The organism is Pseudomonas salomonii, from assembly GCF_900107155.1.
Classification (GTDB): domain Bacteria; phylum Pseudomonadota; class Gammaproteobacteria; order Pseudomonadales; family Pseudomonadaceae; genus Aquipseudomonas; species Aquipseudomonas salomonii.
Genome location: NZ_FNOX01000010.1, coordinates 16,101 through 40,592 on the forward strand (window position 1 = coordinate 16,101; position 24,492 = coordinate 40,592).

General features: G+C 59.8%; 26 protein-coding genes and 1 pseudogene. 12 read left to right on the forward strand and 15 right to left on the reverse strand.

Going from position 1 to position 24,492, the window contains the following annotated elements:
- Positions 1–33: 33 nt before the first annotated feature.
- Positions 34–567, reverse strand: coding sequence for a gluconokinase (locus tag BLV67_RS21950; protein ID WP_065932241.1), 534 nt, complete (start codon positions 565–567; stop codon positions 34–36).
- Positions 568–778: 211 nt separating this feature from the next.
- On the opposite strand from BLV67_RS21950, the gene gntR reads away from it, so the two are divergent.
- The 6 genes from gntR to BLV67_RS21980 all read left to right on the forward strand — a co-directional run bounded on the left by gntR (position 779) and on the right by BLV67_RS21980 (position 6,139).
- Positions 779–1,810, forward strand: a complete 1,032-nt coding sequence (gntR, locus tag BLV67_RS21955; protein ID WP_026013854.1) for an HTH-type transcriptional regulator GntR — start codon at positions 779–781, stop codon at positions 1,808–1,810.
- Positions 1,811–2,248: 438 nt separating this feature from the next.
- The gene (locus tag BLV67_RS21960; RefSeq protein ID WP_069788121.1) at positions 2,249–2,488 is read left to right on the forward strand and encodes a DUF6124 family protein; all 240 of its coding nucleotides are present in this window, start codon (positions 2,249–2,251) and stop codon (positions 2,486–2,488) included.
- A gap of 204 nt (positions 2,489–2,692) precedes the next feature.
- Positions 2,693–3,325, forward strand: a complete 633-nt coding sequence (locus BLV67_RS21965) for a glutathione S-transferase family protein (RefSeq protein ID WP_069788122.1) — start codon at positions 2,693–2,695, stop codon at positions 3,323–3,325.
- 15 nt (positions 3,326–3,340) lie between these two features.
- The gene (locus tag BLV67_RS21970) at positions 3,341–4,078 is read left to right on the forward strand and encodes an NAD-dependent epimerase/dehydratase family protein (RefSeq protein ID WP_069788123.1); all 738 of its coding nucleotides are present in this window, start codon (positions 3,341–3,343) and stop codon (positions 4,076–4,078) included.
- Positions 4,079–4,087: 9 nt separating this feature from the next.
- Positions 4,088–5,497, forward strand: coding sequence for an MFS transporter (locus BLV67_RS21975; RefSeq protein ID WP_065932245.1), 1,410 nt, complete (start codon positions 4,088–4,090; stop codon positions 5,495–5,497).
- Positions 5,498–5,629: 132 nt separating this feature from the next.
- On the forward strand, positions 5,630–6,139 hold the full coding sequence (locus BLV67_RS21980; protein WP_065932246.1) for a hypothetical protein: 510 nt from the start codon (positions 5,630–5,632) through the stop codon (positions 6,137–6,139).
- Between the two features lie 131 nt (positions 6,140–6,270).
- Here the strand turns inward: BLV67_RS21980 and BLV67_RS33725 are convergent, their stop codons facing one another.
- The 3 genes and pseudogenes from BLV67_RS33725 to BLV67_RS21995 all read right to left on the reverse strand — a co-directional run bounded on the left by BLV67_RS33725 (position 6,271) and on the right by BLV67_RS21995 (position 8,627).
- Positions 6,271–6,840 carry a methyl-accepting chemotaxis protein gene (locus BLV67_RS33725; RefSeq protein ID WP_371318500.1) on the reverse strand — a complete coding sequence of 190 codons (570 nt, stop codon included), beginning with the start codon at positions 6,838–6,840 and terminating at the stop codon, positions 6,271–6,273.
- Positions 6,814–7,635: pseudogene (locus BLV67_RS33730) on the reverse strand (PAS domain-containing protein); the annotation flags it as partial. The pseudogene BLV67_RS33730 and the gene BLV67_RS33725, both read right to left, overlap by 27 nt.
- 122 nt (positions 7,636–7,757) lie before the next feature.
- The gene (locus BLV67_RS21995; RefSeq protein ID WP_065932247.1) at positions 7,758–8,627 is read right to left on the reverse strand and encodes a LysR family transcriptional regulator; all 870 of its coding nucleotides are present in this window, start codon (positions 8,625–8,627) and stop codon (positions 7,758–7,760) included.
- 96 nt (positions 8,628–8,723) lie between these two features.
- Here BLV67_RS21995 and gstA point away from each other — a divergent pair, with 96 nt between their 5' ends.
- Positions 8,724–9,326 (forward strand): glutathione transferase GstA, encoded by a 603-nt coding sequence (gene gstA / locus BLV67_RS22000; protein WP_065932248.1) that lies wholly within the window; start codon positions 8,724–8,726, stop codon positions 9,324–9,326.
- Between the two features lie 114 nt (positions 9,327–9,440).
- Here gstA and BLV67_RS22005 read toward each other — a convergent pair whose 3' ends face one another.
- The 5 genes from BLV67_RS22005 to BLV67_RS22025 form a co-directional block, all read right to left on the reverse strand.
- Positions 9,441–10,376: an aliphatic sulfonate ABC transporter substrate-binding protein gene (locus tag BLV67_RS22005; protein ID WP_074854531.1), complete on the reverse strand. Its 936-nt coding sequence runs from the start codon at positions 10,374–10,376 to the stop codon at positions 9,441–9,443.
- A gap of 128 nt (positions 10,377–10,504) precedes the next feature.
- Positions 10,505–11,518: an ABC transporter substrate-binding protein gene (locus BLV67_RS22010; protein ID WP_069788126.1), complete on the reverse strand. Its 1,014-nt coding sequence runs from the start codon at positions 11,516–11,518 to the stop codon at positions 10,505–10,507.
- A 69-nt stretch (positions 11,519–11,587) separates the two neighbouring features.
- Entirely contained in the window at positions 11,588–12,133 is a 546-nt protein-coding gene (locus BLV67_RS22015; protein WP_069788127.1) for a sigma-70 family RNA polymerase sigma factor, read from the reverse strand.
- 219 nt (positions 12,134–12,352) lie between these two features.
- Positions 12,353–13,144 (reverse strand): phosphate/phosphite/phosphonate ABC transporter substrate-binding protein, encoded by a 792-nt coding sequence (locus BLV67_RS22020; RefSeq protein ID WP_065929610.1) that lies wholly within the window; start codon positions 13,142–13,144, stop codon positions 12,353–12,355.
- A gap of 9 nt (positions 13,145–13,153) precedes the next feature.
- Positions 13,154–14,083, reverse strand: a complete 930-nt coding sequence (locus BLV67_RS22025; RefSeq protein ID WP_065929611.1) for a fatty acid desaturase — start codon at positions 14,081–14,083, stop codon at positions 13,154–13,156.
- A gap of 301 nt (positions 14,084–14,384) precedes the next feature.
- Between BLV67_RS22025 and BLV67_RS22030 the strand changes: the two genes are divergently transcribed.
- Together BLV67_RS22030 and BLV67_RS22035 are read left to right on the forward strand one after the other, a co-directional pair.
- Positions 14,385–14,822 carry a GNAT family N-acetyltransferase gene (locus BLV67_RS22030; protein WP_069788128.1) on the forward strand — a complete coding sequence of 146 codons (438 nt, stop codon included), beginning with the start codon at positions 14,385–14,387 and terminating at the stop codon, positions 14,820–14,822.
- Between the two features lie 59 nt (positions 14,823–14,881).
- The gene (locus tag BLV67_RS22035) at positions 14,882–15,700 is read left to right on the forward strand and encodes a class I SAM-dependent methyltransferase (RefSeq protein ID WP_069788129.1); all 819 of its coding nucleotides are present in this window, start codon (positions 14,882–14,884) and stop codon (positions 15,698–15,700) included.
- Positions 15,701–15,782: 82 nt separating this feature from the next.
- Here BLV67_RS22035 and def read toward each other — a convergent pair whose 3' ends face one another.
- The 3 genes from def to BLV67_RS22050 all read right to left on the reverse strand — a co-directional run bounded on the left by def (position 15,783) and on the right by BLV67_RS22050 (position 17,641).
- Positions 15,783–16,322, reverse strand: a complete 540-nt coding sequence (gene def / locus BLV67_RS22040) for a peptide deformylase (RefSeq protein ID WP_017139199.1) — start codon at positions 16,320–16,322, stop codon at positions 15,783–15,785.
- A gap of 3 nt (positions 16,323–16,325) precedes the next feature.
- Complete coding sequence (locus BLV67_RS22045) at positions 16,326–17,276, reverse strand: YihY/virulence factor BrkB family protein (protein ID WP_065929614.1); 951 nt, start codon at positions 17,274–17,276, stop codon at positions 16,326–16,328.
- Between the two features lie 179 nt (positions 17,277–17,455).
- Positions 17,456–17,641, reverse strand: coding sequence for a CsbD family protein (locus tag BLV67_RS22050; RefSeq protein ID WP_003213044.1), 186 nt, complete (start codon positions 17,639–17,641; stop codon positions 17,456–17,458).
- Between the two features lie 200 nt (positions 17,642–17,841).
- Between BLV67_RS22050 and BLV67_RS22055 the strand changes: the two genes are divergently transcribed.
- Positions 17,842–18,219 (forward strand): hypothetical protein, encoded by a 378-nt coding sequence (locus BLV67_RS22055; protein WP_058421431.1) that lies wholly within the window; start codon positions 17,842–17,844, stop codon positions 18,217–18,219.
- A gap of 97 nt (positions 18,220–18,316) precedes the next feature.
- Here BLV67_RS22055 and fadD1 read toward each other — a convergent pair whose 3' ends face one another.
- Together fadD1 and fadD2 are read right to left on the reverse strand one after the other, a co-directional pair.
- Positions 18,317–20,008, reverse strand: a complete 1,692-nt coding sequence (gene fadD1, locus BLV67_RS22060) for a long-chain-fatty-acid--CoA ligase FadD1 (protein ID WP_058421430.1) — start codon at positions 20,006–20,008, stop codon at positions 18,317–18,319.
- A gap of 392 nt (positions 20,009–20,400) precedes the next feature.
- Positions 20,401–22,089: a long-chain-fatty-acid--CoA ligase FadD2 gene (gene fadD2, locus BLV67_RS22065; protein ID WP_069788130.1), complete on the reverse strand. Its 1,689-nt coding sequence runs from the start codon at positions 22,087–22,089 to the stop codon at positions 20,401–20,403.
- Between the two features lie 210 nt (positions 22,090–22,299).
- Between fadD2 and BLV67_RS22070 the strand changes: the two genes are divergently transcribed.
- The gene (locus BLV67_RS22070) at positions 22,300–23,244 is read left to right on the forward strand and encodes an alpha/beta hydrolase (protein ID WP_069788131.1); all 945 of its coding nucleotides are present in this window, start codon (positions 22,300–22,302) and stop codon (positions 23,242–23,244) included.
- Positions 23,245–23,302: 58 nt separating this feature from the next.
- Positions 23,303–23,773, forward strand: coding sequence for a MaoC family dehydratase (locus BLV67_RS22075; RefSeq protein WP_065929617.1), 471 nt, complete (start codon positions 23,303–23,305; stop codon positions 23,771–23,773).
- A gap of 165 nt (positions 23,774–23,938) precedes the next feature.
- Here the strand turns inward: BLV67_RS22075 and BLV67_RS22080 are convergent, their stop codons facing one another.
- Positions 23,939–24,406 carry a ferritin-like domain-containing protein gene (locus BLV67_RS22080; protein WP_069788132.1) on the reverse strand — a complete coding sequence of 156 codons (468 nt, stop codon included), beginning with the start codon at positions 24,404–24,406 and terminating at the stop codon, positions 23,939–23,941.
- Positions 24,407–24,492: the final 86 nt, after the last annotated feature.

Sequence of the window (24,492 nt, forward strand, 5' to 3'; positions counted from 1 at the left end):
GCCGGGGGTAGCGCTACCTTTTCCGGCAAAAAATTAATGAGTAGGTTCAAAGCCGTGTTGCAGCCACCAGGCATGGGTTTGCTCGGCCAAGTCCTCGACGCTGTCTTCGCTGGCGTTGAGCGCCAGGGTCAGCGGCTCGCCCACGGGCGATTCAAGGGTGGCGAACTGGCTGTCGATCAGGCTGGCGGGCATAAAATGGCCGGGGCGATGGGACACGCGGTCAGCGGCCACGGCGCGGGTCAGCTCCAGGAACACAAAGCCCAGGCCCGGCGCGGCTTCGCGCAGGTGGTCGCGGTATTTCTTTTTAAGCGCTGAACAGGTGAGCACCGGATGCTCGCCGGCTTTGAGCGAGCGGCGCAGTTCATCGCAGAGGATGTCGAGCCAGCCGGCGCGGTCGTCGTCGTTGAGGGGGTGGCCGGCGCTCATCTTTTCGATGTTGGCGGCAGGGTGAAAGCTGTCGCCTTCAATGGCGGTGGCGCCGTTCAGGCGGCACAGGGCTTCGCTGACGCTGGACTTGCCACAGCCGGAAACACCCATGATGACCAGGGCGGTAACAGGTTGACTCATGAAACACCTCAGGACGCAGATAGCGCTACCTTTGCACGCTGTAAGGCTAGTGCAAAAACAGGCTTTTCCCGCGCCGACTTGTCATTTTTATGGAGTGACGCGTGCATCCTCTCCAACCGTTTGAACAGGATCAGGCAACCCAACGTTCAAGTATTTGCAGCTGTTTGGAGACAGCGCTACCTTAGTGCCTCGATTTTTGTTTGGCAACAGCCTGATGACCTCCAAGAACGATAAAAAATTACGCACCACCGGTCGCCCGACCCTCAATGAAGTGGCGCGCCTGGCGGGCGTCAGCCCGATTACCGCCTCCCGCGCACTGCGTGGCGTCAGCACGGTGGCTACCGAGCTGGTGGAAAAAGTGCAACGGGCCGCCGCCGAACTCAACTACGTCGTCAACCCCGCCGCCCGCGCCCTGGCCTCGGCGCAAAGCCATTCGGTGGTGGTGATCGTGCCGTCGCTGTCCAACCTGTTGTTTATCGAAACCCTCGAAGCCATCCACGCAGTGCTGCGGCCCAAGGGCTTTGAAGTGCTGATCGGCAACTCGCACTACTCGCGTGATGAAGAAGAGAACCTGCTGCGCAACTACATGGCCTACCAGCCACGCGGTTTGCTGCTGACCGGGTTTGACCGCACTGAAAGCGCACGGCGGATGGTCGAGGCCAGCAACGTGCCCTGTGTGTACATGATGGATCTGGACCCGAATGCGGGCGTGAATTGCGTGGGGTTTTCGCAACTGAGTGCAGGCGAAACAGCGGCAGCGCATTTGCTCTCCCGTGGGCGCAAGCGCCTGGCGTATATCGGCGCGCAGTTGGACCAGCGCACGTTGCTGCGCGGTGAAGGGTTCCGCCGTGCCCTGCAGCAGGCGGGCATGTACGACCCGGCGCTGGAACTGCTGACGCCGCGCCCCTCCTCCGTGGGATTGGGTGGCGAATTGTTTTTGCAGCTGCTGGCGGCGCATCCGGATGTGGACGCGATTTTCTTTGGTAACGACGACCTGGCCCAAGGCGCGCTGCTGGAGGCCATGCGCCACGGCATCAACGTGCCGGAGCGCGTGGCGGTGCTGGGCTTTAATGATTTGCCTGCATCGTCTTTCATGGTGCCGCGTTTGAGCAGTATCAGCACGCCACGGGAAGCGATCGGGCGGCGCTCGGCGGAGCATTTGTTGACGATCATGGCGGGGAACAAGATTGCCAAGCCGGTGGTGGATATGGGGTTTGAATTGCAGGTGCGCGAAAGCACGTAACGTGCTCGTTCCCACGCTCTGCGTGGGAATGCCTCTTGTGACGCTCTGCGTCACGCTTTGGACGCAGAGCGTCCTGGGCTGCATTCCCACGCGGGAGCGTGGGAACGATCGGAGTGGTGTGGGAAGGTTGTAGGACGAGGCTGACATTGCCGTAAGCGCCTTGCCCGGTTGCCTACGCTTACGTCAGAATCCGCCGGCTTGTGCGCTTGGGGGGTGGTCTTTAAGGTTGGTTGGTCGCTGAATTTCTCGGCGATCGGGTTTAGTAGCCCAACTTCTGGACACTCTCAGTGCATAAGCCTCATCTGAGTTTGATGGCGGCTGTGCGTAGGGCACCTTCGGGTGCGCCGGCTTTGAGTGTCCACCGGTCTACTAACCTGCGTACAGCTGCCACCCTTCGTTTAGTAGCGATCCGGCGGCGGCCTATTCCAGGATGCTCAAATGATCAAAAAAACTGAAAAACCGCCAACTACACTCTTCTCCATTACACCCGACACACCCATCGAATCCCTGCTGATCAACAGCTACGAAACCGTGTGCTCTGTCAGCACCTTGCTGCTCGACCTGTCCAATGACCTCACCGGCAAACACCGCGACGTGGCCCTGGCCATTCATCAACTGAGCGAGTTGTCAGTGCTGATGGTCGGCAAAGCCATGGACCAGCAAACACCGCGCACCTAAAGCCCTGCTCGGTCAAAAATGTGGGAGCGGGCTTGCTCGCGAAGGCGGCGTATCAGCCACAAATGGGCTAACTGACCCACCGCCTTCGCGAGCAAGTCGAATCGTCGCACCGCCGCTCCCACAGGTTGTCCGTGCCCACTTAAGATATCGCCGTAAAGTCCTGCCCCTGCTAGATTGACCGCTCTCCATCGTCAGGGAAGCACCATGGGACACTCACTGAAAATCCTCGGCCGCACGTCCTCCATCAACGTGCGCAAAGTGCTCTGGACCTGCCAGGAACTGGGCATCGACTACGTGCGCGAAGATTGGGGCATCGGCTTCAAGCCCACCCAGTCAGCCGAATTCCTGGCCTTGAACCCCAACGCCCAAGTACCGGTGCTGATCGACGACCACGGCGTGCTGTGGGAATCCAACACCATCTGCCGCTACCTTGTCGGCCTCTACCAACGCACCGACCTGCTACCCGCCGAACCCGCGCCACGTGCGCGAGTCGAGCAATGGGTGGACTGGCAAGCCGTGGAACTCAACTGCGCCTGGGGCGATGCCTTCACCGCGCTGGTGCGCAATAACCCCGACAACCTCGACGCGGCGCAGATTGCCGCCGCCGTGCAGGTGTGGAATGACAAGATGGGCCTGCTGGAACAACAGCTGGCTAAAACCTGCGCCTATGTGGCCGGCGATGAATTCACCCTCGCCGATATTCTGATCGGCCTTTCGGTGCACCGTTGGCAGAACACGCCCATGCAGCGCCCGCCCTACCCTGCCATTGCGGCGTATTACCAACGCCTGAGCCAACGCCCAGGCTTCAAGACCTTCGCCCTCGACGGCCATAACTAAAACAAGGACTCCACCGTGAACGGACTCAACGTACTGCTGACCGGCGCCTGCGGCAGAATCGGCAAGACATTTTTCGAAGCCTCGAAAGACCGCTACCGCTTCACCCTCACTGACCGCATCGCGCCGGCGTTTGACTTGGGCGAGCACCGTTTCGTCCACGCTGACCTGAGTGATAAAGCCAGCCTGGCCGCGCTGCTCGACGGCATCGATGTAGTCGTGCACCTGTCGGGCATCCCCAACGCCAGCGCGACATTCGACGAGGTGCTGCCGAACAATATTCTCGCCACCACTTACCTGTTCGAAGCCGCCGTGGCCGCCGGCGTGAAACGCCTGGTGTTCGCCAGCAGCGCACAAACCATCGAAGGCTACCCGGTGGACCGGCAGATCACGCCGGGCATGCAGGTGATGCCCGCCAACCTGTACGGCGTGAGCAAATGCTACGGCGAGGCGTTGTGCGGCTACTACGCGGCCAAGACGCCACTGTCGACCATTGCCCTGCGCATCGGCGCGTTTGAGTTCCCCGAAACCCACGACCTCAACAACGCCCGCGACCTCAGCGCCTGGCTCAGCCCACGGGATGCGGTGCAATTGCTGCAACGCTCGGTGGAAGCGGAAGGCGTGAAGCATCTGATCGCCCACGGCATTTCCAATAACCGTTTCAAGCGCCTGGACCTCGGCGAAACCACGCGCGTGTTGGGTTACCATCCGGTCGATGATGCGTTCCAGGAATTTGAAATCCCGATTACTTATTGAGTTCTGCCCATGCCCGCACTCTCCACCGCCGACGGCATCGACCCGATCCGCGCAGCCCATATCAGCGCGCGCATTGACCGCCTGCCCGCCGTCGCCACCGTCTGGCGCCTGGTGGCGCTGCTGTCGATCGGTGGTTTTTTCGAGCTGTATGACCTGTTCCAGACCGCCTATATCAGCCCTGGCCTGATCAGCGACGGGATCTTCCACACCGGCAGCGAAGGCGTGTTCGGCTTCTCGGACCAGGCCGCGTTCGCCTCGGCGACCTTTCTGGGCCTGTTCCTCGGCGCCAGCCTGCTCAGCCCCATCGCCGACCGTTTCGGGCGCCGGGCGATCTTTACCTTTGCGTTGATCTGGTACACGGTCGCCACGGTGTTGATGGGCATTCAAACCTCGGCGCTGGGCATTATCGGCATGCGTTTTCTGGTGGGCATTGGCCTGGGGATCGAGCTGGTGACCATCGATGCCTACCTCTCGGAACTGGTGCCCAAGCGCATGCGCAGTTCGGCGTTTGCCTTCGCGTTTTTTATCCAGTTTCTGTCGGTGCCGGCGGTGGCCTTGATGTCGTGGTGGCTGGTGCCCCAGGCGCCGTTCGGGGTGTCCGGCTGGCGCTGGGTGGTGCTCAGCAGTGCAGTGTTTGCGCTGTTTATCTGGCAACTGCGCAAGCGCCTGCCGGAATCACCGCGCTGGCTGGCGCAAAAAGGCCGCTTTGATGAGGCTGGGCAAATCATGGACAGCCTGGAGGCGCGCTGCCAAAAGGATCACGGCAAACCGCTGGATGAACCTGAGCCGGAGGCCGTCAGCGTGCAAGGCAGCGGCCGTTTCGCTGATATCTGGCAACCGCCGTACCGCCGCCGTGCGTTGATGCTGATTGTGTTTCATGTGTTCCAGGCCATCGGCTTTTTCGGCTTCGGCAATTGGTTGCCGGCGTTGCTGTCGGGCCAGGGCGTGAGCGTGACCCACAGCCTGATGTACGCCTTTATCATCACCCTCGCCTATCCGCTGGGGCCGTTACTGTTTGTGAAGGTGGCCAACCGCTTCGAAAACAAATGGCAGATCGTCGGCTCGGCCATGGGTGCGATGATCTTCGGCAGCCTGTTCGCCCTGCAAACCACGGCCGTTGGGCTGGTGATCTGTGGCGTAATGATCACCTTCTGCAATGCCTGGCTGAGCTTCAGTTATCACTCGTACCAGAGTGAACTGTTCCCGACCAATATCCGTGCGCGGGCGGTGGGGTTCTGCTATTCGTTCAGCCGCTTGTCCACGGTGTTCAGCAGCTTGTTGATCGGTTTTATTCTGGAGCACCTCGGCACGCCGGGCGTGCTGGCGTTTATTGCCAGCAGCATGTTGATCGTGATGATCACCATCAGTTGGTTCGGCCCGCGCACGCGCAATTTGGCGCTGGAGAATATTGCCCACTGACGGCAACAGTTGGCCGCCTGCGAGACAACGTTTGCCGCGGCGGCCCCACCATCCCCAATAAACACGGGGGCTTGGCCCTCGGCATGCTATTTGCTCCACCTGAGGCACCGAACACATCCCAGGTGAGCGATCATGCTGATCAACAACAACACCCAACCCGTATCGACCGTGCAACAGCTCAAGCGTCCCGACATGGACCCGGCCAATGCGGCCGCCAGCACGCTGTACAGCGGCGCCCTGCAAGCGGCGCAGCAGAGCGTGACCGTACCGGCCGCGCAAAAGGATTTGGACAAGGCCAACGACCGCATCGACGAAGCCTTCGCCAAGACCCGCGTGCAGTTGCAAGCCACCGCCGCCGCCCCTACGGCATCGACGGATGTGCCGGCAGCCGGTTCGGGCACCAGCACTGCCCGCGCTGATTTCACCGACTACATGAACAAATCCCCGGCCGAACGCATCCGCGAGCAGTTGCTCAAGGAACAGGGTTTGACCGAGGCGCAAGTGCAGGCAATGCCGCAGGAAAAACAGGACGCAATTGCCAAAGAAGTGGCAGACCGTGTGAAGCAGCAGCAAGAGCAGCAGGTAGCGGCGAAAGCCACTGACCCGGCGCAGGCGGTTAAAGAAACCCTGGCGGCGATCTAACCGCCCCCCCCTGTTGATCGTTCCCACGCTGCGCGTGGGAATGCAGCCAAGGACGCTCCGCGTCCCAAGAGCGGACGCGGAGCGTCCAGTGAGGCATTCCCACGCAGAGCGTGGGAACGTTCTTCATGTGTCTATTGCAATTGCAGGGTGGAGTTGAACTGGCTGATGGCATCCACCACATGCCGTGAGCCTTCCTGAATCTCCAGGATCACCTGCCCTGCCTCATTCGCCAATTCCACACCTAGCCCGGTGCGGCTCAGGCTCGACTGCATGCTCGACACCGCGCTCAGCGACAGGTCGTGGTTTTTGCGCACCACGTCCACAATCTCCACCGTCGCCTGACTGGTGCGTGCGGCCAGGCTGCGCACTTCATCGGCCACCACCGCAAAACCACGCCCGTGCTCGCCGGCCCGCGCCGCTTCAATGGCCGCGTTAAGCGCGAGCATATTGGTTTGTTCGGCAATGCTGCGGATGGTCTGCACGATGGAGCCGATGATGTCCGATTGCTTGCTCACCGCGTCGATACTCTGGGCCGCCTGGTTCAAGTCGCTGGAAATCTCTTCAATGATCTGCACGGTTTGCTGCACCACCTCCGAGCCTTTGCGCGCGCAGGCGTCGTTTTGCACCGAGGTGGCATGCGCCGAATCGGCGGCGGTGCGCAGGGTGGTGACCTGGTCGGTGATGTCGCTGGCGAACTTCACCACTTTGTAGAGGCGCCCGTTGGTGTCGAAGATCGGGTTATAGGACGCTTCCAGAAACAGGGTCTTGCCGTATTTATTCTTGCGCTCGAAGCGATGGGAGTGATATTCGCCCCGGTTGAGCGAGGCCCAGAATGCCTTGTAGGCCGGCGATTCAACCTCGGCACGGTGGCAGAACATGCTGTGGTGCTGGCCGATGATTTCTTCCCGTGAGTACTGCACGGTGCGCAGGAAGTTGTCATTGGCGTTGAGAATCTGGCCCTGCGGGGTGAACTCGATCACCGCCATGGAACGGCCGATGGCGTCGATCAGGCTCTGGTTCTCATGCTCATGGTGGACCCGCGCCGAAATATCCGAGGCCACTTTGATCACGCTCTGCACCTGATTGTGGCTGTCGAGCACCGGCATATAACTGGCTTCCAGCCATACCTCTTCGCCACGTTTGTTCAGGCGCATAAAGGTGCCGCTGAGGGCTTCGCCGCGCGCCAGGTCGCGCCATAGCTGGGTGTAGGCCTCGGTATGGGTGTAGGCCTCTTCGCAGAAAATACGGTGATGTTTGCCGCGGATCTCTTCCACGTTGTAGCCCATGGCTGTGCAGAAGTTGTCGTTGGCATCGAGGATCACGCCATTGCGGTCGAACTCGATCATCGCCATGGACCGGCTGATGGCAGCGAGTTTGGCATTGGACTCGGTGAGGGCACAGGAAAAACGTTCGATTTCTTGCAGGTCGGATTTGTGATGGCGGTTGAACATGGTCAGATCACCCTTGATTCCCGGCGCCCGGAAGGCGCATTCCATTCATTTTTTGGATAGTACTGGCTAACCTTCATGGGGAAATAACCATCCGAAACGCTTTATATGCCAAACGTCATCAACGGTTCTGGGTGAGCATAGACAGGGCTTGACGCTATGCAAGGCCACTAGTCAGCCAGCATTTTTAACAATGCGCAGGCTGCGGCTGAAGGCGCCCGGGTGGTGGAGCCGACCAAGGCAAATTCACGGTGCAGCGGCACCGTCAGCGGCATCACGCGCAGGCCATTGCGCTGGGCCGGCAAGGCCATTTCTGGCACCAGCGTGACACCGACGCCCTCGCGCACCAGGCTGTAGGCGCTGTTCCATTCGCGTACCTCTACGCGGATATCACGCAAGCTCAACCCGGCATCCGCACCCAGGCTGCGGGCATTGGCGGTGCAACCGCCGGTGGCGAGCACGAAGGGTTGTTCGAGCAGTTCTTGCAGCGACACGCTGGCATCGGCCGGGCGCTGCGCGATGGGATGATCAGCCGGCAGCACCGCCATCCAGTAATCGCGCCCCAACACCGTGGCGTTGCGCTCGGGCTTGGGGTTGAGCACCACGCCCAGGTCGATCAGGTCGGCGTCGAGCAAGGTGAGCACTTCGCTGTCCGTGACATCCAGCGTGGTCACTTCAATACCGGGGTTCAACTGACGAAAACGCTGCAACAGCGGCGTCAGAAAAGCCGCCATCACCATCGGGAAACTGGCGATGCGAATGCTCCCACGCAACAGCGGGCGTGCTTCGTCGACCGTGGTACGAATCGCCTGCAAGGCGCCCATCATCACCCGCGCCTGCTCGATCACGTTTAGCCCAAGTGCAGTGGGCAAGGTCTTGCGCGGCTCACGTGTGAACAATTGCGCACCCAGGGTGGCCTCCATGGACGCCATGGCCTGGCTGGCGGCGGACTGGGTCATGCCCACCTGCTCGGCAGCCGCCGTAATGCTGCCGCGATCAGCCACGGCCACCAGCAAGCGCCAGTGCATCAGGTTCATCATGGCAGTAGCTGTCCTTATGGATGGGGTCTGAAGGTTTAATTTTACGCAAGGTGCCATGCCCGCGAGACTGGCGCAAATTCAACCGAGTAGCCCCACATGAAACTGTATTTTTCCCCGAATGCCTGTTCCCTCGCCCCCCATATCGTGCTGCGCGAATTGGCGCTGCCGTTCGACTTGGTGCGGGTCGATAACAAGGCCAAAACCACTGCCGATGGCGAAGACTTCCTGCAAATAAACCCCAAGGGCTATGTGGCGGCGCTGCAACTGGATAACGGTCAGGTGCTGACCGAAGCCAGTGCGATCCTGCAATACCTGGCCGACCTGCAACCCACCGCCCATTTGGCCCCGGCCAATGGCAGTTGGGAGCGTGTGCGTTTGCAGGAATGGCTGAATTTCATCGCCAGCGAGATTCACGGCGGGCTGGGGATTTTCTTCAACCCGGCGATTCAAGGCCAAGTGCGAGCCACGTTTGTGGCCAAGTTGTTCAAGCGCTTTGCGTTTCTGGTGCAGACGCTGGAGCGTCAGGATTATTTGCTGGGCGAGCAGTACTCGGTAGCGGATGCGTATTTGTTTGTGCTGCTGCGCTGGGCGGCAGTTCATGACATTGATCTGCAGCCGTGGCCGGCACTCACGGCGTTTCAACAACGCGTCGGCGCACGGCCTGCCGTGACGGCGGCACTGGCCGCTGAAAATCCATGACCTGAAATGCAATTTACTGTGGGAGCTGGCTTGCCTGCGATGACTGAGTGTCAGGCAATGATGTGCTGTCTGGGCCAGCGCTATCGCAGGCAAGCCAGCTTCCACAGTTGATGTTCACTGGTTTAGAGCCTTGAAGACTATTTGCTGCACATCGACTTTTTTCGGGATCAGGCCGTTGGCGAAGAACAGGTCGGCGGTGCGTTGCTGGTTGGCGATATCGATGGCTTGCAGCGGGCGAATCGGCTCCGGCGAGCGGTGTTCGAAGTAGCTTTTGACCACCGCCGGTTGCAGGCCCAGGGTCTTGGCCATCAAGGCGATGCTTTCTTCGGGCTGGTCCAGGGACAGGCGCTGGGCCTTGCCGAGCGTCTTGATGATGGTGGCGACGGCGTGCGGGTACTGTTTGGCAAATGGGCTGTTGACCACAAAGAAACTGCCGGCCGGGTTAAGGCCCTGGCCGTCGCCCAATACGCGGGCCGCGCCATCGACCACGGCCGCCGAATAGTACGGGTCCCACACCACCCAGGCGTCGACTTTGCCTTGCTCAAACGCCGCGCGGCCGTCGGACGGCGACAGGTACACCACGTTCACATCCTTCCACTGCAAGCCCGCGCGCAGCAGGCTTTTGAGGAACAGGTTGTGCGCGCTGGAGCCCTTGAGCAACGCCACGCGCTTGCCCTTGAGTTCGGCCACACTCTGGATCGTGCTGGCTTTGGGCACCAGCACTGCTTCGGTCTTGCCTTCATTGGGCTCGACGGCGAAGTACTGCAAGTCGATACCGGCGGCCTGGGCGAAGATCGGCGGGATGTCGCCGATATTGCCGATGTCCAGGCTGCCGGCGTTCAGCGCTTCGATCAGCGGCGGGCCGCCGAGGAATTCGGTCCATTGCACCTGGGTACCGGGCAGCGCCTCTTCGAACAACTTGTGTTCACGGGCCAGCACCATGCTCACCGAACTTTTCTGGTAGCCGATGCGCAAGGTGGACGGTTCGGCCGCAGACACCGCTGCCGAACACACAAGTGAAGCCAGGACCACACTGAAAAACTTAACCATCATTGTTACCTCCGATCGTTCCCACGCTCTGCGTGGGTATGCCGCCAGGGACGCTCCGCGTCCCGCTCTAAAATCGTGACGCAGAGCGTCACGGGATGCATTCCCACGCGGAGCGTGGGAACGATCAGCTACAGGCCAGCTTTGACCTTGGCCGCGACATCCGCAGGCACCCATTGCTGCCACACGTGCGGCTGCTCTTTGAGGAACGCCAGCGCGACCTGACGCGGCTGTTCACGTTTCTCGCTCATCTGCGCGAGGATGCCGTTGAGCAGGTCGATCGGCAGGTCGACTTTTTCAAAGAAGGTGACTAACTGTGGGTATTGCGCCTTGAACGGCGCCGACACGCCAATCGCCAAATGCGCAGGCATCGAGCGGGTGCCAATGGGGTGCGGGTTGTTGGCGTCGGCCAGGGTTTTCCAGGCGTCGGCGTTGAACGGTGGTTCTTCAAGCTTGATCAGTTTGAAGCGGCCCAGTAGTGGCGTCGGCGACCAGTAGTAGAACAGCACCGGCTTGCCACGACGGATCGAGGAGGCCACTTCAGCATCCAGCGCCGCGCCGGAGCCGGTACGAAAGTTCACAAAGGTGTCGGTCAGGCCATAGGCCTTGAGTTTCTGGCTGTTGACGATTTCCGAGGTCCAGCCGGTGGGGCTGTTGAGAAAGCGCCCTTTGCTCGGGTCTTCCGGGTCGCGGAACACGTCTTTGTAGCGCGCCAGGTCGGCCACCGACTTAAGCTGCGGCGCCAGCGCTTTGATGCCGCGCTCGGCATCACCCTTGATCACGTATTCGGGCACCCACCAGCCCTCGGTGGCACCTTTGACCGTGTCGCCCAGGCCGAATACTTTGCCTTCGGCCTCGGCCTTGACCCACGCCGGACTGCGCCCGGCCCATTCTTCGCCGATCACCTGGATGTCGTCCTTGGCCAGGGCGGCTTCCAGGCTCACGGTACTGCCGGGCAGGGTGTCGGTAGGCAGGCCGTAGCCTTTTTCGACGATCAGGCGCAGCACTTCGGTGATCAGGCTGCCGCTTTCCCAGGTGATGTCGCCGAAGTGGATGGGTTTGATGCTGTCGGCGGCCTGGGCTGGCTGTGTCAGGAGAGCCAGTGCCAGCAGCGAGCCACCGAGCAGGTATTTAATGGTTTTCATGCAGAACCTCATTTTCCGGAACACAGGCAAGCCAGCTCCCACACTGGATCGGTGTGCCACTCACGTTGTTTAAAAGTCATAACTGAGCCGCGTGTAGCTGTATGGCTGGCCGGGCGGCTGGCGCAGGCAACGCTTGAGCGCACGGGCCATGTAGTCGCTGACCGAGCGTTGGGAAATGCCCAGTTCGGCGGCGATTTCGGGATAGGTCAGGCCATTGAGTTGCGAGAGCAAAAAGGTCGCCTTGACCTTGGCGGGCAAGCCGTCGAGCAGTTGGTCGATGGCCTGCAGGGCTTCGAGCACGTGCACAAGGTCTTCGGGCGACGGTGCGTTGCAGGTTTCGTCGTTGTCCAGCGCATCGAGGTAAGCGCGTTCCAGGTCACGGCGACGCCACCGCTGGTACATCAAACGCTGGGCGATGGTGGTGAGCAACGCGCGCGGCTGACGAATCGGTAGCACGCCGGGTGAAGTCAGCAGGTGCACGAAGGTGTCGGCGGCGATGTCTTCGGCGTGTGCGCGGGAATCAAGGTGGCGGTGCAAACGGCTGCACAGCCAGTGGTAATGACTGCGGAACAATCCGCCCACGTAATCGCGGTGAGAAGTGTCGGCGCCGGACATAGTGGCTCCATCTGAGAGGGTTGCGCGTTATGTCCGGTGTTCCGGTGGAGCGATCCTAGCAAGGCTGCTTATTCTTTAATAATATTTAAAAGGTATTTTTATATAACCGATCGTTCCCACGCTCTGCGTGGGAATGCAGCCCTGGACGCTCTGCGTCTGCTCCTGAACGCATGACGCGGAGCGTCACAGGAGGCATTCCCACGCGGAGCGTGGGAACGATCAGCGTAGGTGCGGGTAGCCGGCATCGGCGGCTGTTTGCTGGTAGCCCAGAAGCACCTGGTAGTCGTCTTCGCTGGCGGGCAGGACTGCCTGAATGCCGAGGGTTTCGACTACATGTGGTAAATCCTGCAACGCTTGATTCATCACTTCACGAATGTGCGCGGCTTGCTCATCGTTCAAGTGCAGCGCGCCGATGAAGGGCAAGGTCGGGCTCGGCGCGCTGTGGGTGATGATGCGCAGCTCTGCTACTTCTTCGGGTGCGAAACGGGCGAGGTAGTCGTAGGTTACGCTGTCGATGGCGGCAAGGTCGGCGCGGCCTTCGCGCAGCCAGCGCAGGCTTTCACGGTGGGCGCCGCTGATGCCGACGCTGGCGAAGAAGCGGCCTTTGCGGTGCAGCGGTGCAAGGCGTTCGCGCAGCAGGTTCATGCCGCTGTTGGAGTCGTGGCCGTTGATCACGCCGCGGCTGTCGTAAAAGTCCGCGAGCTGCGTGCGCGGGGTGTCGTCGCGGGTCAGCAGCAGGCTGCAATGTTCGCCCTGCCGGCTGTGGGCCAGCTCATAGCGCGGGCGGCCGATCACGCGCACTTTGCCGCGCAGCTGGGTCATCAACGGGTAGCCGCAGGTTTGCGTCACCAGCAGTTCGGGTGCGAGCCACAGGCCTTTTAGGTCGAGGTGGTCAGCGTTGCGGCGGTTCAGGTTCAGGCGCTCGAAAATGCGCGTCAGCCACGCTTGGTTGGCCTGGTGCACCGCTGCGGGCGCGACGTACATCAATAACTCGGCGTAGTGGTCACTCATGGTCGTCTCTCACGCAAATGGGTGCCTTGGGCTGTCGATGGCCTTGAGGCCGTGGCGGCTGATCAACTGGCCATAACCGCGCACCAGGAAACCACCGCTGCGCGCCACCCATTGTTCGCGTCGCGCCCGGTAGACCGTGGGCAGCAGATACCAGGGCAACTTGGGCAAGTCGTGGTGCACCAGGTGCAGGTTGTTATTGAGGAACAGCCAGGTCCACGGCCAGGACGCTTCGTTGAGCACCGTGCGCTGTTCCGGCTGCAGGTGTGGGCGATGTTCATAGTAGGAACGGATCGACGCCAGGGACAAGGCCGGCGCGGTCACCAGCAGCAGGTAATGCCACACCGGGATGGCGCTGTACTGGTCAATAAAGCTCAGCATCAGGATTGTCACCCCGCCGTGGGCCAGCCACATCGGCCACACCTGGGGCAGGCGTTGGAGTTGATGACGTGCTAATCGGGCGATGGCCAGAGGGGATGCCAGCAGAAAACGGCCGAGTAGGGTTTTGGTCAGCCAATGCACGCCACGTTTGAATAACGAGCTGTTATCCCACTGGTGTCGATTGAGGTAGCGGCTTTCCGGGTCGATGCCCGGCAGAGTCAGGTCTTCGTCGTTGTGGTGCAGCAGATGGCTGTCGCGGTACAGCGTGTAGGGATACCACACGGCGAAAGGCGCGTAGCCGAGCAGTTTGTTGATCAGGGGCGAACGGGTGGGATGGCCATGCAGCAATTCGTGTTGCACCGACAGCCAGAGGGTCACCAGCGGGATCAGCAACACCGTGCTCAGCCACAGGCCCAACCAGTGGCTGGCGAACATCACGGCAAACCAGCCGGCGTACACGCCGATCAGCAACAGCCAGGTCGGCCACTCTGTGATTGCGGTAAAACTGCGTGCCAGGGCTTCGATTTCCCGGCGGTGGGTCAGATCAAGGTAGTTGGCCATCGGCAGCTCAGAGCAGGTGTTTCCTGCTCTGTGCAGTGAGGCGCAAAAATCTTGCAGATCGTTTGGTTCTAAGCTTGTAACTCAGTGACCGAACAGGCCGGCTTCGGACTTCTTGGTTTTTTTCTCGGCGCGTTTTTCATCGGCGGTTTTTGCCGGCTTTTTCTTCGCGGCTTTCTTTGAATCCATACCTTTGGCCATGATGCATGCTCCACGTGAAGGGGATGTAACACTGGGTATACCACCTATTGCCCGGCAGAAGGCGCTTATAATCGGCGGCCCTTGATTACGTTGCCCAAACACCATGCCCGAACTGCACCTCCAACTGCTGGCAGAGCCGCTGTGGCCGCTGCTGAACAAGTTTTACCGCAGCCATAACTCGTCGATGAAGGCGCTCAAGGGCGGGCGCTTGTGGGTGGCGCGCGACGGCGAGATTGTCGCCGGGCTGTGCCTGACGCCTGTGGTGGGCGGGCAATGGTTGACCGGCGTGTTTGTCGACCCGGCCTATCGCGGCCACGGGTTGGCGGCGCGGTTGATCGCTGCGGCAGTGGCCGATGTGGAAGGTACGGTGTGGCTGCTGTGTCATCCGGAGCTGGAAGGCTTGTATCAGCGCATGGGGTTTACCCAGGCAACCACCCTGCCTCAATCCCTGAGTGAGCGTCTGGTGCGCTATAAACGCAACAAACCCATGATCGCCATGGGCTTAGAACCGTTAGTGAGGACCACTGCGGATAATGTGTGATCGCCCCGTGCAAGGCCCGTGCTAGCCTCGACAGCACAGTGGCCCCTTACAGGATGATCATGAAAACCACGCTTGCAGCGCTGTCTCTTACCGCCCTCCTCGCTCCGGCTTTAAGCCAGGCAGCGAATGCGCCGATTACCGCCGAGCAATACGCCAGCGTGCTGGCCGGCAGTTGGCGCGACCCGGCCAATAGCGCGCGTGACGGTTACCGCCACCCGCAGCAAACCCTGGAGTTCTTTGGCCTGAGCGCCAACCAGAGCGTGATCGAAATCACCCCGGGCGGCGGTTGGTTCAGCGAAATACTCGCGCCGCTGCTCAAGGACCACGGGCATTACATCGCCGCCGTGCAAGCCGCCAGCACTAGCGCTTATGCTGCGACGTCCGAACAGAACCTGAAAAACAAATTCGCCGCCGACCCTGCGCGCTATGCCAGGGCCGACGTCGTCGAGTTCAACCCCAAAGCTCCGGTATTCGGCAAACCGGCTTCAGTGGACGCCGTGCTGACCTTTCGCAATGTGCATAACTGGGTAGACGCGGGCACCGCACCGGCGACCTTCAGCGCGTTTTACACCGTGCTCAAACCCGGCGGTGTGCTGGGCGTGGAAGATCACCGGGCCAAGGACGGCGCGGACCTGGAAGCGATCAAGGACAGCGGCTACCTGACCACGGCGCAAGTGGTGAAGCTGGCGACGGACGCCGGGTTCAAGCTGGCCGGGCAAAGCGAGGTGAATGCCAACCCCAAGGACACCAAGGACTACCCGGGCGGCGTGTGGACGTTGCCTCCGTCGTTGCGGTATGGGGAGCAGGATAAGGCCAGGTATCTGGCGATCGGCGAGTCGGATCGGATGACGTTGCGGTTTATCAAGCCCGTCAAATAGTTCGGTTGAAGTGCAATCCAAATGTGGGAGCCAGCTCCCACACAAGCCCGCTCCCACATTTTTATCTCAGTGTGCCTGAGGGCTACTCGTCAGCGTTTGGGTCCATATCCGGGAACATCACTTCGATAAACCCGAACTTGCTGAAGTCGGTAATCCGCGAGGGGTACAGACGGCCGATCAGGTGATCGCACTCATGCTGCACCACCCGCGCATGGAAGCCGTCGGCAACGCGCACGATCGGCTCGCCCTTGGGGTCGAAACCTTCGTAGCGAATCTGCTGGTAACGATCCACCGCACCGCGCAGGCCGGGCACCGACAGGCAACCTTCGTAGCCTTCTTCCAGTACCGGGCTGAGCGGCGTGATCAGCGGGTTGATCAGGATGGTCTGCGGCACCGGCGGCGCGTCCGGGTAGCGTTCGCTGGCCTCGAAACCGAAGATCACCAACTGCAGGTCCACACCAATCTGCGGGGCGGCCAGGCCGACACCGCCGACGTGTTCCATGGTCTGGAACATGTCATCAATCAATTGCCACAGCTCAGGGCTGTCGAACATTTCCGGCGGAACCGGTGGCGCGATGCGCAGCAGGCGTTCGTCGCCCATTTTCAGGATTTCACGGATCATCGATCAGACTTCATCGGTAGTGGGCTTGGAGTGGTCCCGGCCGAGGCCTGAGACGTGTTGTTTCTCACCTGCGTGGCTGTCTTCATCGAATTCCTTTTCCCCTGGGTCCTTGCCTTCGGCCGACATATGCTCGATCACGGCATTCATCTCCGCGCCGAGCAACAACACGGCGGCGGAAATATAGAAGTACAGGAGCAGGACGATGATCGCACCGATACTGCCATACATGGCGTTGTAGTCAGCAAAGGTTTTGACGTAATAACCAAAGCCCAGTGAGGCGATGATCCACACCACCACGGCCAGTACCGAGCCTGGGGTGATAAAGCGGAATTTCTGCTCAACATCGGGCATCACGTAGTACATGAGGGCCACGGCGAACATCAGCAGAATCACGATCAAGGGCCAGCGCAGGATGGTCCACAGCGTGACCACGAATTCCTGCATGCCGATCTGCCCGGCGAGCCATTCCATCACCTGCGGCCCGAGCACCATCAACGCGGCGGCGGCCAGCAGCATGCCGGCAATGCCGACGGTGTAGAAGATCGACAGCGGGAAGCGCTTCCAGATCGGCCGGCCTTCGACCACGTCGTAGGCGGCGTTCATTGCGCTCATCATCAGGCGTACACCGGCCGAGGCGGTCCACAGCGCGATCACGATACCCACCGAGAGCAAACCGCCCTTGGACTGCTGCAACTGGTCGATCACCGGGTTGACCTGCTCCAGCGCCTGGGGCGGCAACACCAGTTCCGACTGCATGCGCAGCCAGGTGAAAAAGTCCGGCAAGTGCAGGAAACCGATCAGGGCAATCAGGAACAGCAGAAAGGGAAACAGCGAAAACAGCATCTGGTAGGCCAGTGCCGAGGCGTAGGTGGGCATTTCGTCATCGACGAATTCCTTGACGGTGCGCACCAGCACTTTGTGAAGCTTGAGGCCGTCTAGTACCGGAAAAATCATAGCGTCTCCTTTCGCCGCAAAAGGGTGAGGTCGTGGGCGACTCAGGGGCCGTTTTCTACATCAAAGTAGCCCATTTGGCGACTTTGAAACAATTTCCAAACTTTAGTTGCACGCTTCACACAAAAACGGCCATCCGTGGATGGCCGTCGGGCTGCGTGAATCCAGCCGGCGATTGAGTCTTACTTGACGGCTTTTTTTACCGCATCTTTGGTGTCGCCGACGGCTTTCTGCACTTCGCCTTTCTTTTCCTGAACCACGCCTTCTGCGCGCAGTTTGTCGTTGCCAGTCACTTTGCCAACGCCCTGCTTGATGTTACCAACGGCTTCGTTGGCCAAACCTTTTGCCTTATCCGATGTGCTGCTCATGGTATTTCTCCGAAAGAACAATCAAGGGTTTTGGTCATTACCTAAAGATTGACCGGCGGCCGTTCGGCAGAGTTTCAATTATTTTTCAGCGCGCATTTCATCGCAGCGAACAGGTTTGGCTTTATGTTTTGCCGCCAACCCACGAGAATGCCCGGCACATTCAGGCTATAACGCTGAATAACAGATCCCGTAGGAAGGTTATGAAACTCAATAAAGCACAGGCCATCGCCCGCAGAAACCAGGAACTGGGCGGTGCCGTACTCGGCGTCAACAACTGCCACTTCACCGACCTGGACAGCAAACGCAACATCTGGTGGTTCGACCTGCCGCTGGTGCGCATTGGTGTGGGCCAGTACGAGTGGGTTCACTTGTTGATGCACAACGCTGAAACTGACCAGTTGCTGCACCTGAAGGTGCCGACGGCGTTCCTGCGTGAACACATCGAGGGGCTGGTGGTGCGCAATGCGGGCAAGCGCAAGCCGGAGATTACCCTGGAGCTGAGCGCGGATAAGGATTCGTTCTTGAAGGATGTGCGCCCGGCCGGTGCTGGTGTGGGCTTTGCGCAGTTCTCCTTGTAGGAAAACGGAGCAAGCCCGCTCCCACATTTGGAATGTATTTCAATGCTGAAAGATCAGCAGCGATAAAAAACCCCGCATCAGCGGGGTTTTTTATCGGTTACTTTTTAAGGCCGAGCTTCTTCAGCTCTTCATCCCGCAACTCACGGCGCAGGATCTTGCCCACGTTGGTGGTCGGCAATGCATCGCGAAATTCCACGGCCCTGGGCACTTTGTAGCCGGTGACGTTGGCGCGCATGTGTTCCATCACTTGGTCCTTGGTCAGGGTCGCGCCTGGCTTGACCACGATAAAGATCTTGATGTGCTCACCGGATTTTTCATCCGGCACACCGATGGCCGCACATTGCAGCACGCCCGGCAAGGTTGTCAGCACGTCTTCCAGCTCGTTGGGGTAGACGTTGAAACCGGAGACCAGAATCATGTCTTTCTTGCGGTCGACAATGCGGATGTAGCCGTCTTGCTGGATGATCGCGATGTCACCGGTCTTCAACCAGCCTTCGCTGTCGAGCATTTCGGCGGTGGAGTCGTCGCGCAACCAGTAGCCCTTCATCACCTGCGGGCCTTTCACACACAGCTCGCCGGTTTCGCCCAGTGCCAATTCGGTGCCGTCGTCGGCGATGACTTTGCACAGGGTAGAAGGCACCGGAATGCCGATGGTGCCGATCTGGATATGCTGGATCGGGTTGACGGTGGCCACCGGGCTGGTCTCGGTCATGCCGTAACCTTCACAGATGCCACAGCCGGTCACAGCTTTCCAGCGCTCGGCCGCCGCCAGTTGCAGGGCCATGCCGCCCGACAAGGTGACTTTGAGCGCGGAGAAGTCCAGCTTGCGGAACGCCTCGTTATTGCACAGCGCCACGAACAAGGTGTTGAGGCCGACAAAACCGCTGAACTTCCACTTCGACAGTTCCTTGACCATCGCCGGCAGGTCGCGCGGGTTGCTGATCAGGATGTTGTGGTTGCCGATCAGCATCATCGCCATGCAATGAAAGGTGAACGCATAGATGTGGTACAGCGGCAGCGGCGTGATCAGGATCTCGCAGCCTTCGTTGAGGTTGGAGCCCATCAGCGCCTTGCACTGCAGCATGTTGGCGACGAGGTTGCGGTGGGTGAGCATCGCGCCCTTGGCCACGCCGGTGGTGCCGCCGGTGTATTGCAGCACGGCCACATCGCCGCTGGCGGGGCTGGCATCGTTGACCGGTTGACCGTGCCCCTTGGCCAGCACGTCGTTGAACTTGATCGCCTTGGGCAGGTGATAGGCCGGGACCATTTTCTTCACGTACTTGATGACGCTGTTGATCAGCAGCCGCTTGAACGGCGACAACAGGTCAGCAACTTCGGTGACGATCACGTGCTTGACGGCGGTCTTGGGCACGACTTTTTCAGCCAGGTGCGCCATGTTCGCCAGGCAAACCAGGGCCTTGGCCCCGGAATCATTGAATTGGTGTTCCATTTCCCGCGCGGTGTACAGCGGGTTGGTATTGACCACGATCAGCCCGGCACGGATGGCACCGAACACGGCCACCGGGTATTGCAGGACATTGGGCAGTTGCACGGCGATTCGATCGCCCGGCTTCAAGTCGGTATGCTGTTGCAGATAGGCGGCGAACGCGCCGGACAATTCGTACAGTTCACCGTAGGTGATGGTCTTGCCCAGGTTGCTGAAAGCCGGTTTGTCGGCGAAGCGCTGGCAGGACTGTTTCAGTACCGCCTGAATATTCTGATACTCGTCTGGATTGATGTCTGCAGCAATCCCGGCGGGGTACTTATCCTTCCAAAAGTCTTCGTTCATGGAAGCCCACTCCTCAGCGACGCGAATTCATCATCGCATTTGATGCGATTATTATTGGTGTATGTTTTTTTAGGTGAGTCTGGCGCTTTCAAGCAGGCCGAGAAGTCACAAAGCGCGCCGAGAGTAGCAGCTTTGCCAAGGGCCGCCTAGAGCCAAAAGAAGGCCCTACAGTCATAAACATGACTCAAGAATATCTAATGGTCACTTTTAGAGCAAAGATTCTATAAGCCAGGAAATGGCTCTGGAATGGGCCTTTTGAGGATAAACGCGGTCAAAATGTGGGAGCGGGCTTGCTCGCGAATGCGTTGGTTCAGTCAATACCTCTGGTGACTGAACCAACGCATTCGCGAGCAAGCCCGCTCCCACGTGTTTGATTGCATTTCAATTCAAGCTCAGGCGATGTCGCGCAGTTCCCTGCGCAAAATCTTGCCCACCGGCGTCATCGGCAGCGACTCACGCAACACAATGTGCTTGGGCACCTTGTACCCGGTGAAGTTGGTTTTGCAGTACGCCTTTAATTCATCAACGCTCACGCCCTGGGCGCGCGCCACTACAAACAGTTTCACCGCCTCGCCGGTGCGTTCGTCCGGTACGCCGATTACCGCGCAGTTGGCCACGGCTGGATGCGCCATCACCACGTCTTCAATCTCGTTGGGGTACACATTGAAGCCCGAGACGATGATCAGGTCTTTCTTGCGATCGACGATGCTGACAAAACCATCGGTGTCGATCACCGCAATATCACCGGTTTTCAGCCAGCCTTCGGCGTCCAGGGTTTCGGCGGTGGCCACGGGTTGCTGCCAGTAACCCTTCATCACCTGCGGGCCTTTGATGCACAGCTCGCCGCGCTCGCCCAAGGGCAGCTCGCGGCCTTCATCATCAATCACTTTCATCGCCGTGCCCGGCACCGGTATGCCCACGGTGCCCAGCCGCGACTGGTTGCCGTAGGGGTTGGTGCTGGCCACCGGCGAGGTTTCGGTGAGGCCGTAGCCTTCGCCGATGGAGCAACCGGTGAGTGCCTTCCAGCGCTCGGCAGTGGCCTTGACCAGCGCGGTGCCACCGGAATTGGTGATCTTGAGGTGGGAGAAATCCAGGGTCTTGAAATCCGGGTGATCCATCAGCGCCACAAACAGCGTGTTCAGCCCGAGCAGGCAGGAGAACCGCCACTTTTTCAGCTCCTTGATAAACCCGCCGATGTCACGCGGGTTGGTGATCAGCACGTTGTGGTTGCCGGTCACCATCATGCACATGCAATTCGCGGTGAAGGCATAGATGTGGTACAGCGGCAGCGGCGCGATCATCACCTCCTGCCCTTCCTTCACCAGCGGCTGGCCATCGTCGGTGACCTGGGACATGCACGCCCGCGCCTGCTGCATATTCGCCACCAGGTTGCCGTGGGTGAGCATCGCGCCCTTGGCCAGGCCGGTGGTGCCGCCGGTGTATTGCAGCACGGCGATATCATCCAGGGTCACCGGGTGGCGAACCACCGCCTGGCCCGCGCCCATGCGCAAGGCGCGCTTGAACGAGACCGCACGTGGCAGGTGGTAGGCCGGGACCATTTTCTTGACCTTGTCGACCACGGTATTGACCAGCCAGCCTTTGGCGGCGGGCATGAAGTCGCCCATCCTGGCTTCGATCAGGTAGTCGAGCTCGGTGTCGGTGCACACGTCCTGCACCCGCGAGCTGAACAGGTTGAGGTAGACCAGCGCGCGCACGCCGGCGTCCTTGAACTGGTGGCGCATCTCACGCGGGGTGTACAGCGGGTTGGTATTGACCACGATCAACCCGGCGCGCAAAGCACCGAACACGGCAATCGGGTAATGCAGCACGTTGGGCATCTGTACCGCGATGCGCTCGCCAGGCTTGAGGTCGGTGTGATTTTGCAGGTAGCCGGCGAACGCGGCACTTTGGCGCTCAAGCTCGGCGTAGGTCAGGGTGATGCCCATGTTGCTGAACGCCGGACGGTCGGCAAAGGCTTTGCAGGAGCGTTCAAAGACTTCGATCACCGATTTGTAGGTCGTGAGGTCGATGTCATTGGGAACGCCCGCCGCGCGTTTGTCATTCCAGAAATCAGGTTGCATTATTCTTGTCCTCGTACCTGAGTGTGTCCGGCCGCTTTCTCATTGATATAAAAAGCGGAGCTTTGGGGACGTTAGCAGCTATGGCCAAACAGGCAAATACGCGCAACTGTGTCATTTATTGTATGAATCTTGCCCCTAACGTGTAGGCAGATACACCGGACCCGGCCAGATGAGCTATACACTGCAACGACCCCGAGCAAAGGAAGCGCTATGAACCACAGCACCTTCTGGCTGACCGCGAATGACCGCAGCCGCCTGTACGTCAATCAATGGCTGCCGGACGGGCCCGCCAAGGCCATGATCATGCTGTCCCACGGCATGGCCGAACACAGTGGGCGCTATGCACGCCTGGCCGAAGCCCTGTGCGCAGCCGGCTACGGGCTGTACGCACTCGACCAGCGCGGCCATGGCCGCACCGCCGACGAAGGCACGCTGGGGCTGTACGCCGAAAAGGATGGCTGGAACAAAGTGGTGGGCGACCTCGCCAGCCTCAACCAGCACATCGGCCAGCAGCGGCCGGGCCTGCCGATCATCTTGCTGGGCCACAGCATGGGCAGCTATATCGCCCAGGCGTACCTGTTGCACCACAGTGCGAGCCTGGATGGGGCGATTCTCAGCGGTTCGAATTTCCAGCCGGTGGCGCTGTACCGCGCCGCCGGCGTCATTGCCCGCCTGGAGCGCGCGCGCCAAGGCCTGCGCGGGCGCAGTGCATTGATCGAGTTTTTGTCGTTCGGCTCATTCAACAAGGCATTCAAGCCTAACCGCACCGCGTTCGACTGGCTCAGCCGCGACCCGCTGGAGGTGGACAAGTACATCAACGATCCGCTGTGCGGCTTTCGCTGCACCAACCAGTTGTGGATCGACTTACTGGGTGGCTTGCAGCAGATCAGCAAAGCGTCCAACCTCGCACAGATCGATCCGGGCCTGCCGATTATGGTAATCGGCGGCGAATGTGATCCGGTGAGTGAAGGCAAACGTCTCAAAAGCCTGGCCCACGCCCTGCGTGAGGCCGGTTGCCAGAACCTGCAATTGAATATCTACCCGCAGGCGCGTCATGAAGTGTTCAACGAAACCAACCGCGATGAAGTGACAGCGGATGTACTGAAGTGGCTCGACCAGGCCCTGACGTTACGCAGGCCAGCGCGCTGCGAATAACTTTTTCCTTTAAAATCAGCTTATTAAATTACCGATTAGCCACAGGATGCACCTTTAGATGAGCCAGGTCACCAACACCCCATACGAAGCCCTCGAAGTCGGCCAGACCGCCAGCTACAGCAAGACCGTTGAAGAGCGCGATATCCAGCTGTTCGCGGCGATGTCCGGCGACCACAACCCGGTGCACCTGGATGCGGAGTACGCCAAGGCGACGATGTTCAAGGAGCGTATCGCCCACGGCATGTTCAGCGGCGCACTGATCAGTGCAGCGGTAGCCTGCGAGCTGCCTGGGCCGGGCACTATCTACATCGGCCAGCAGATGAGCTTCCAGAAGCCGGTGAAAATCGGCGACACCTTGACCGTGCGCCTGGAGATACTGGAGAAAATGCCCAAGTTTCGCGTGCGCATCGCTACCCGTGTATTCAACCAGCGCGATGAGCTGGTGGTGGACGGCGAGGCGGAAATTCTCGCGCCGCGCAAGCAGCAAGTGGTGACATTGACCGAGTTGCCGCCGATCAGCATTGGCTGATAAAAATCTCAAAATCTATACAAAGCAAATGTGGGGGCTGACTTGCCTGCGACACAGACACCTCGGTATATAAATTACACCGGGGTGATGCTATCGCAGGCAAACAAGCTCCCACATTCAGTTACAGCATAGGCAGTTACAGCATAAACAATTACAGCAATGTGCTTACGACTGAGCGCGAGCCTGGTTACGCAGGGCTTTCACCTGGTCGTGGTTACGTTGTGCGCCGTGGTACTGACGCTCAACCAGGTCACGAATACCCAGCAGGTTGTGCTTGTTGATCTTCTCGATCGCTTCCTTGTAAGCCTTAAGGGCGTGGTCTTCACCGCGCTCGGCTTCATTCAGCACTGCCTCTTCATCTTTACCGGTGACCAGCGACTTCACGTCGACCCAGCCACGGTGCAGAGCACCGGCGACCGAACCGGATTCTTCCGGATCGCCACCCAGGGCACGTACGGCTGTTTGCAGCTCGGCTGCGGCAGTGGCGCAGTCAGCAGAGCGCTTAGCGAACAGCGCTTTCAATTCTGGGTGCTTAATATCTTCAGCGCAGGTTTTGAAGCCTTCTTGGCCGTCTTTGCTGGTCTCGATCAGGTCGTTGAGTACGGAGATCGATTCTTTATTGATGTCAGTCATTTTTCAATTCCTTGTGCGGGTTAGAAGGTTGTCTTAATGATTGCAGCGCCCGTGCCAGGTTTTGAAAAATTAATTTATTCATATAT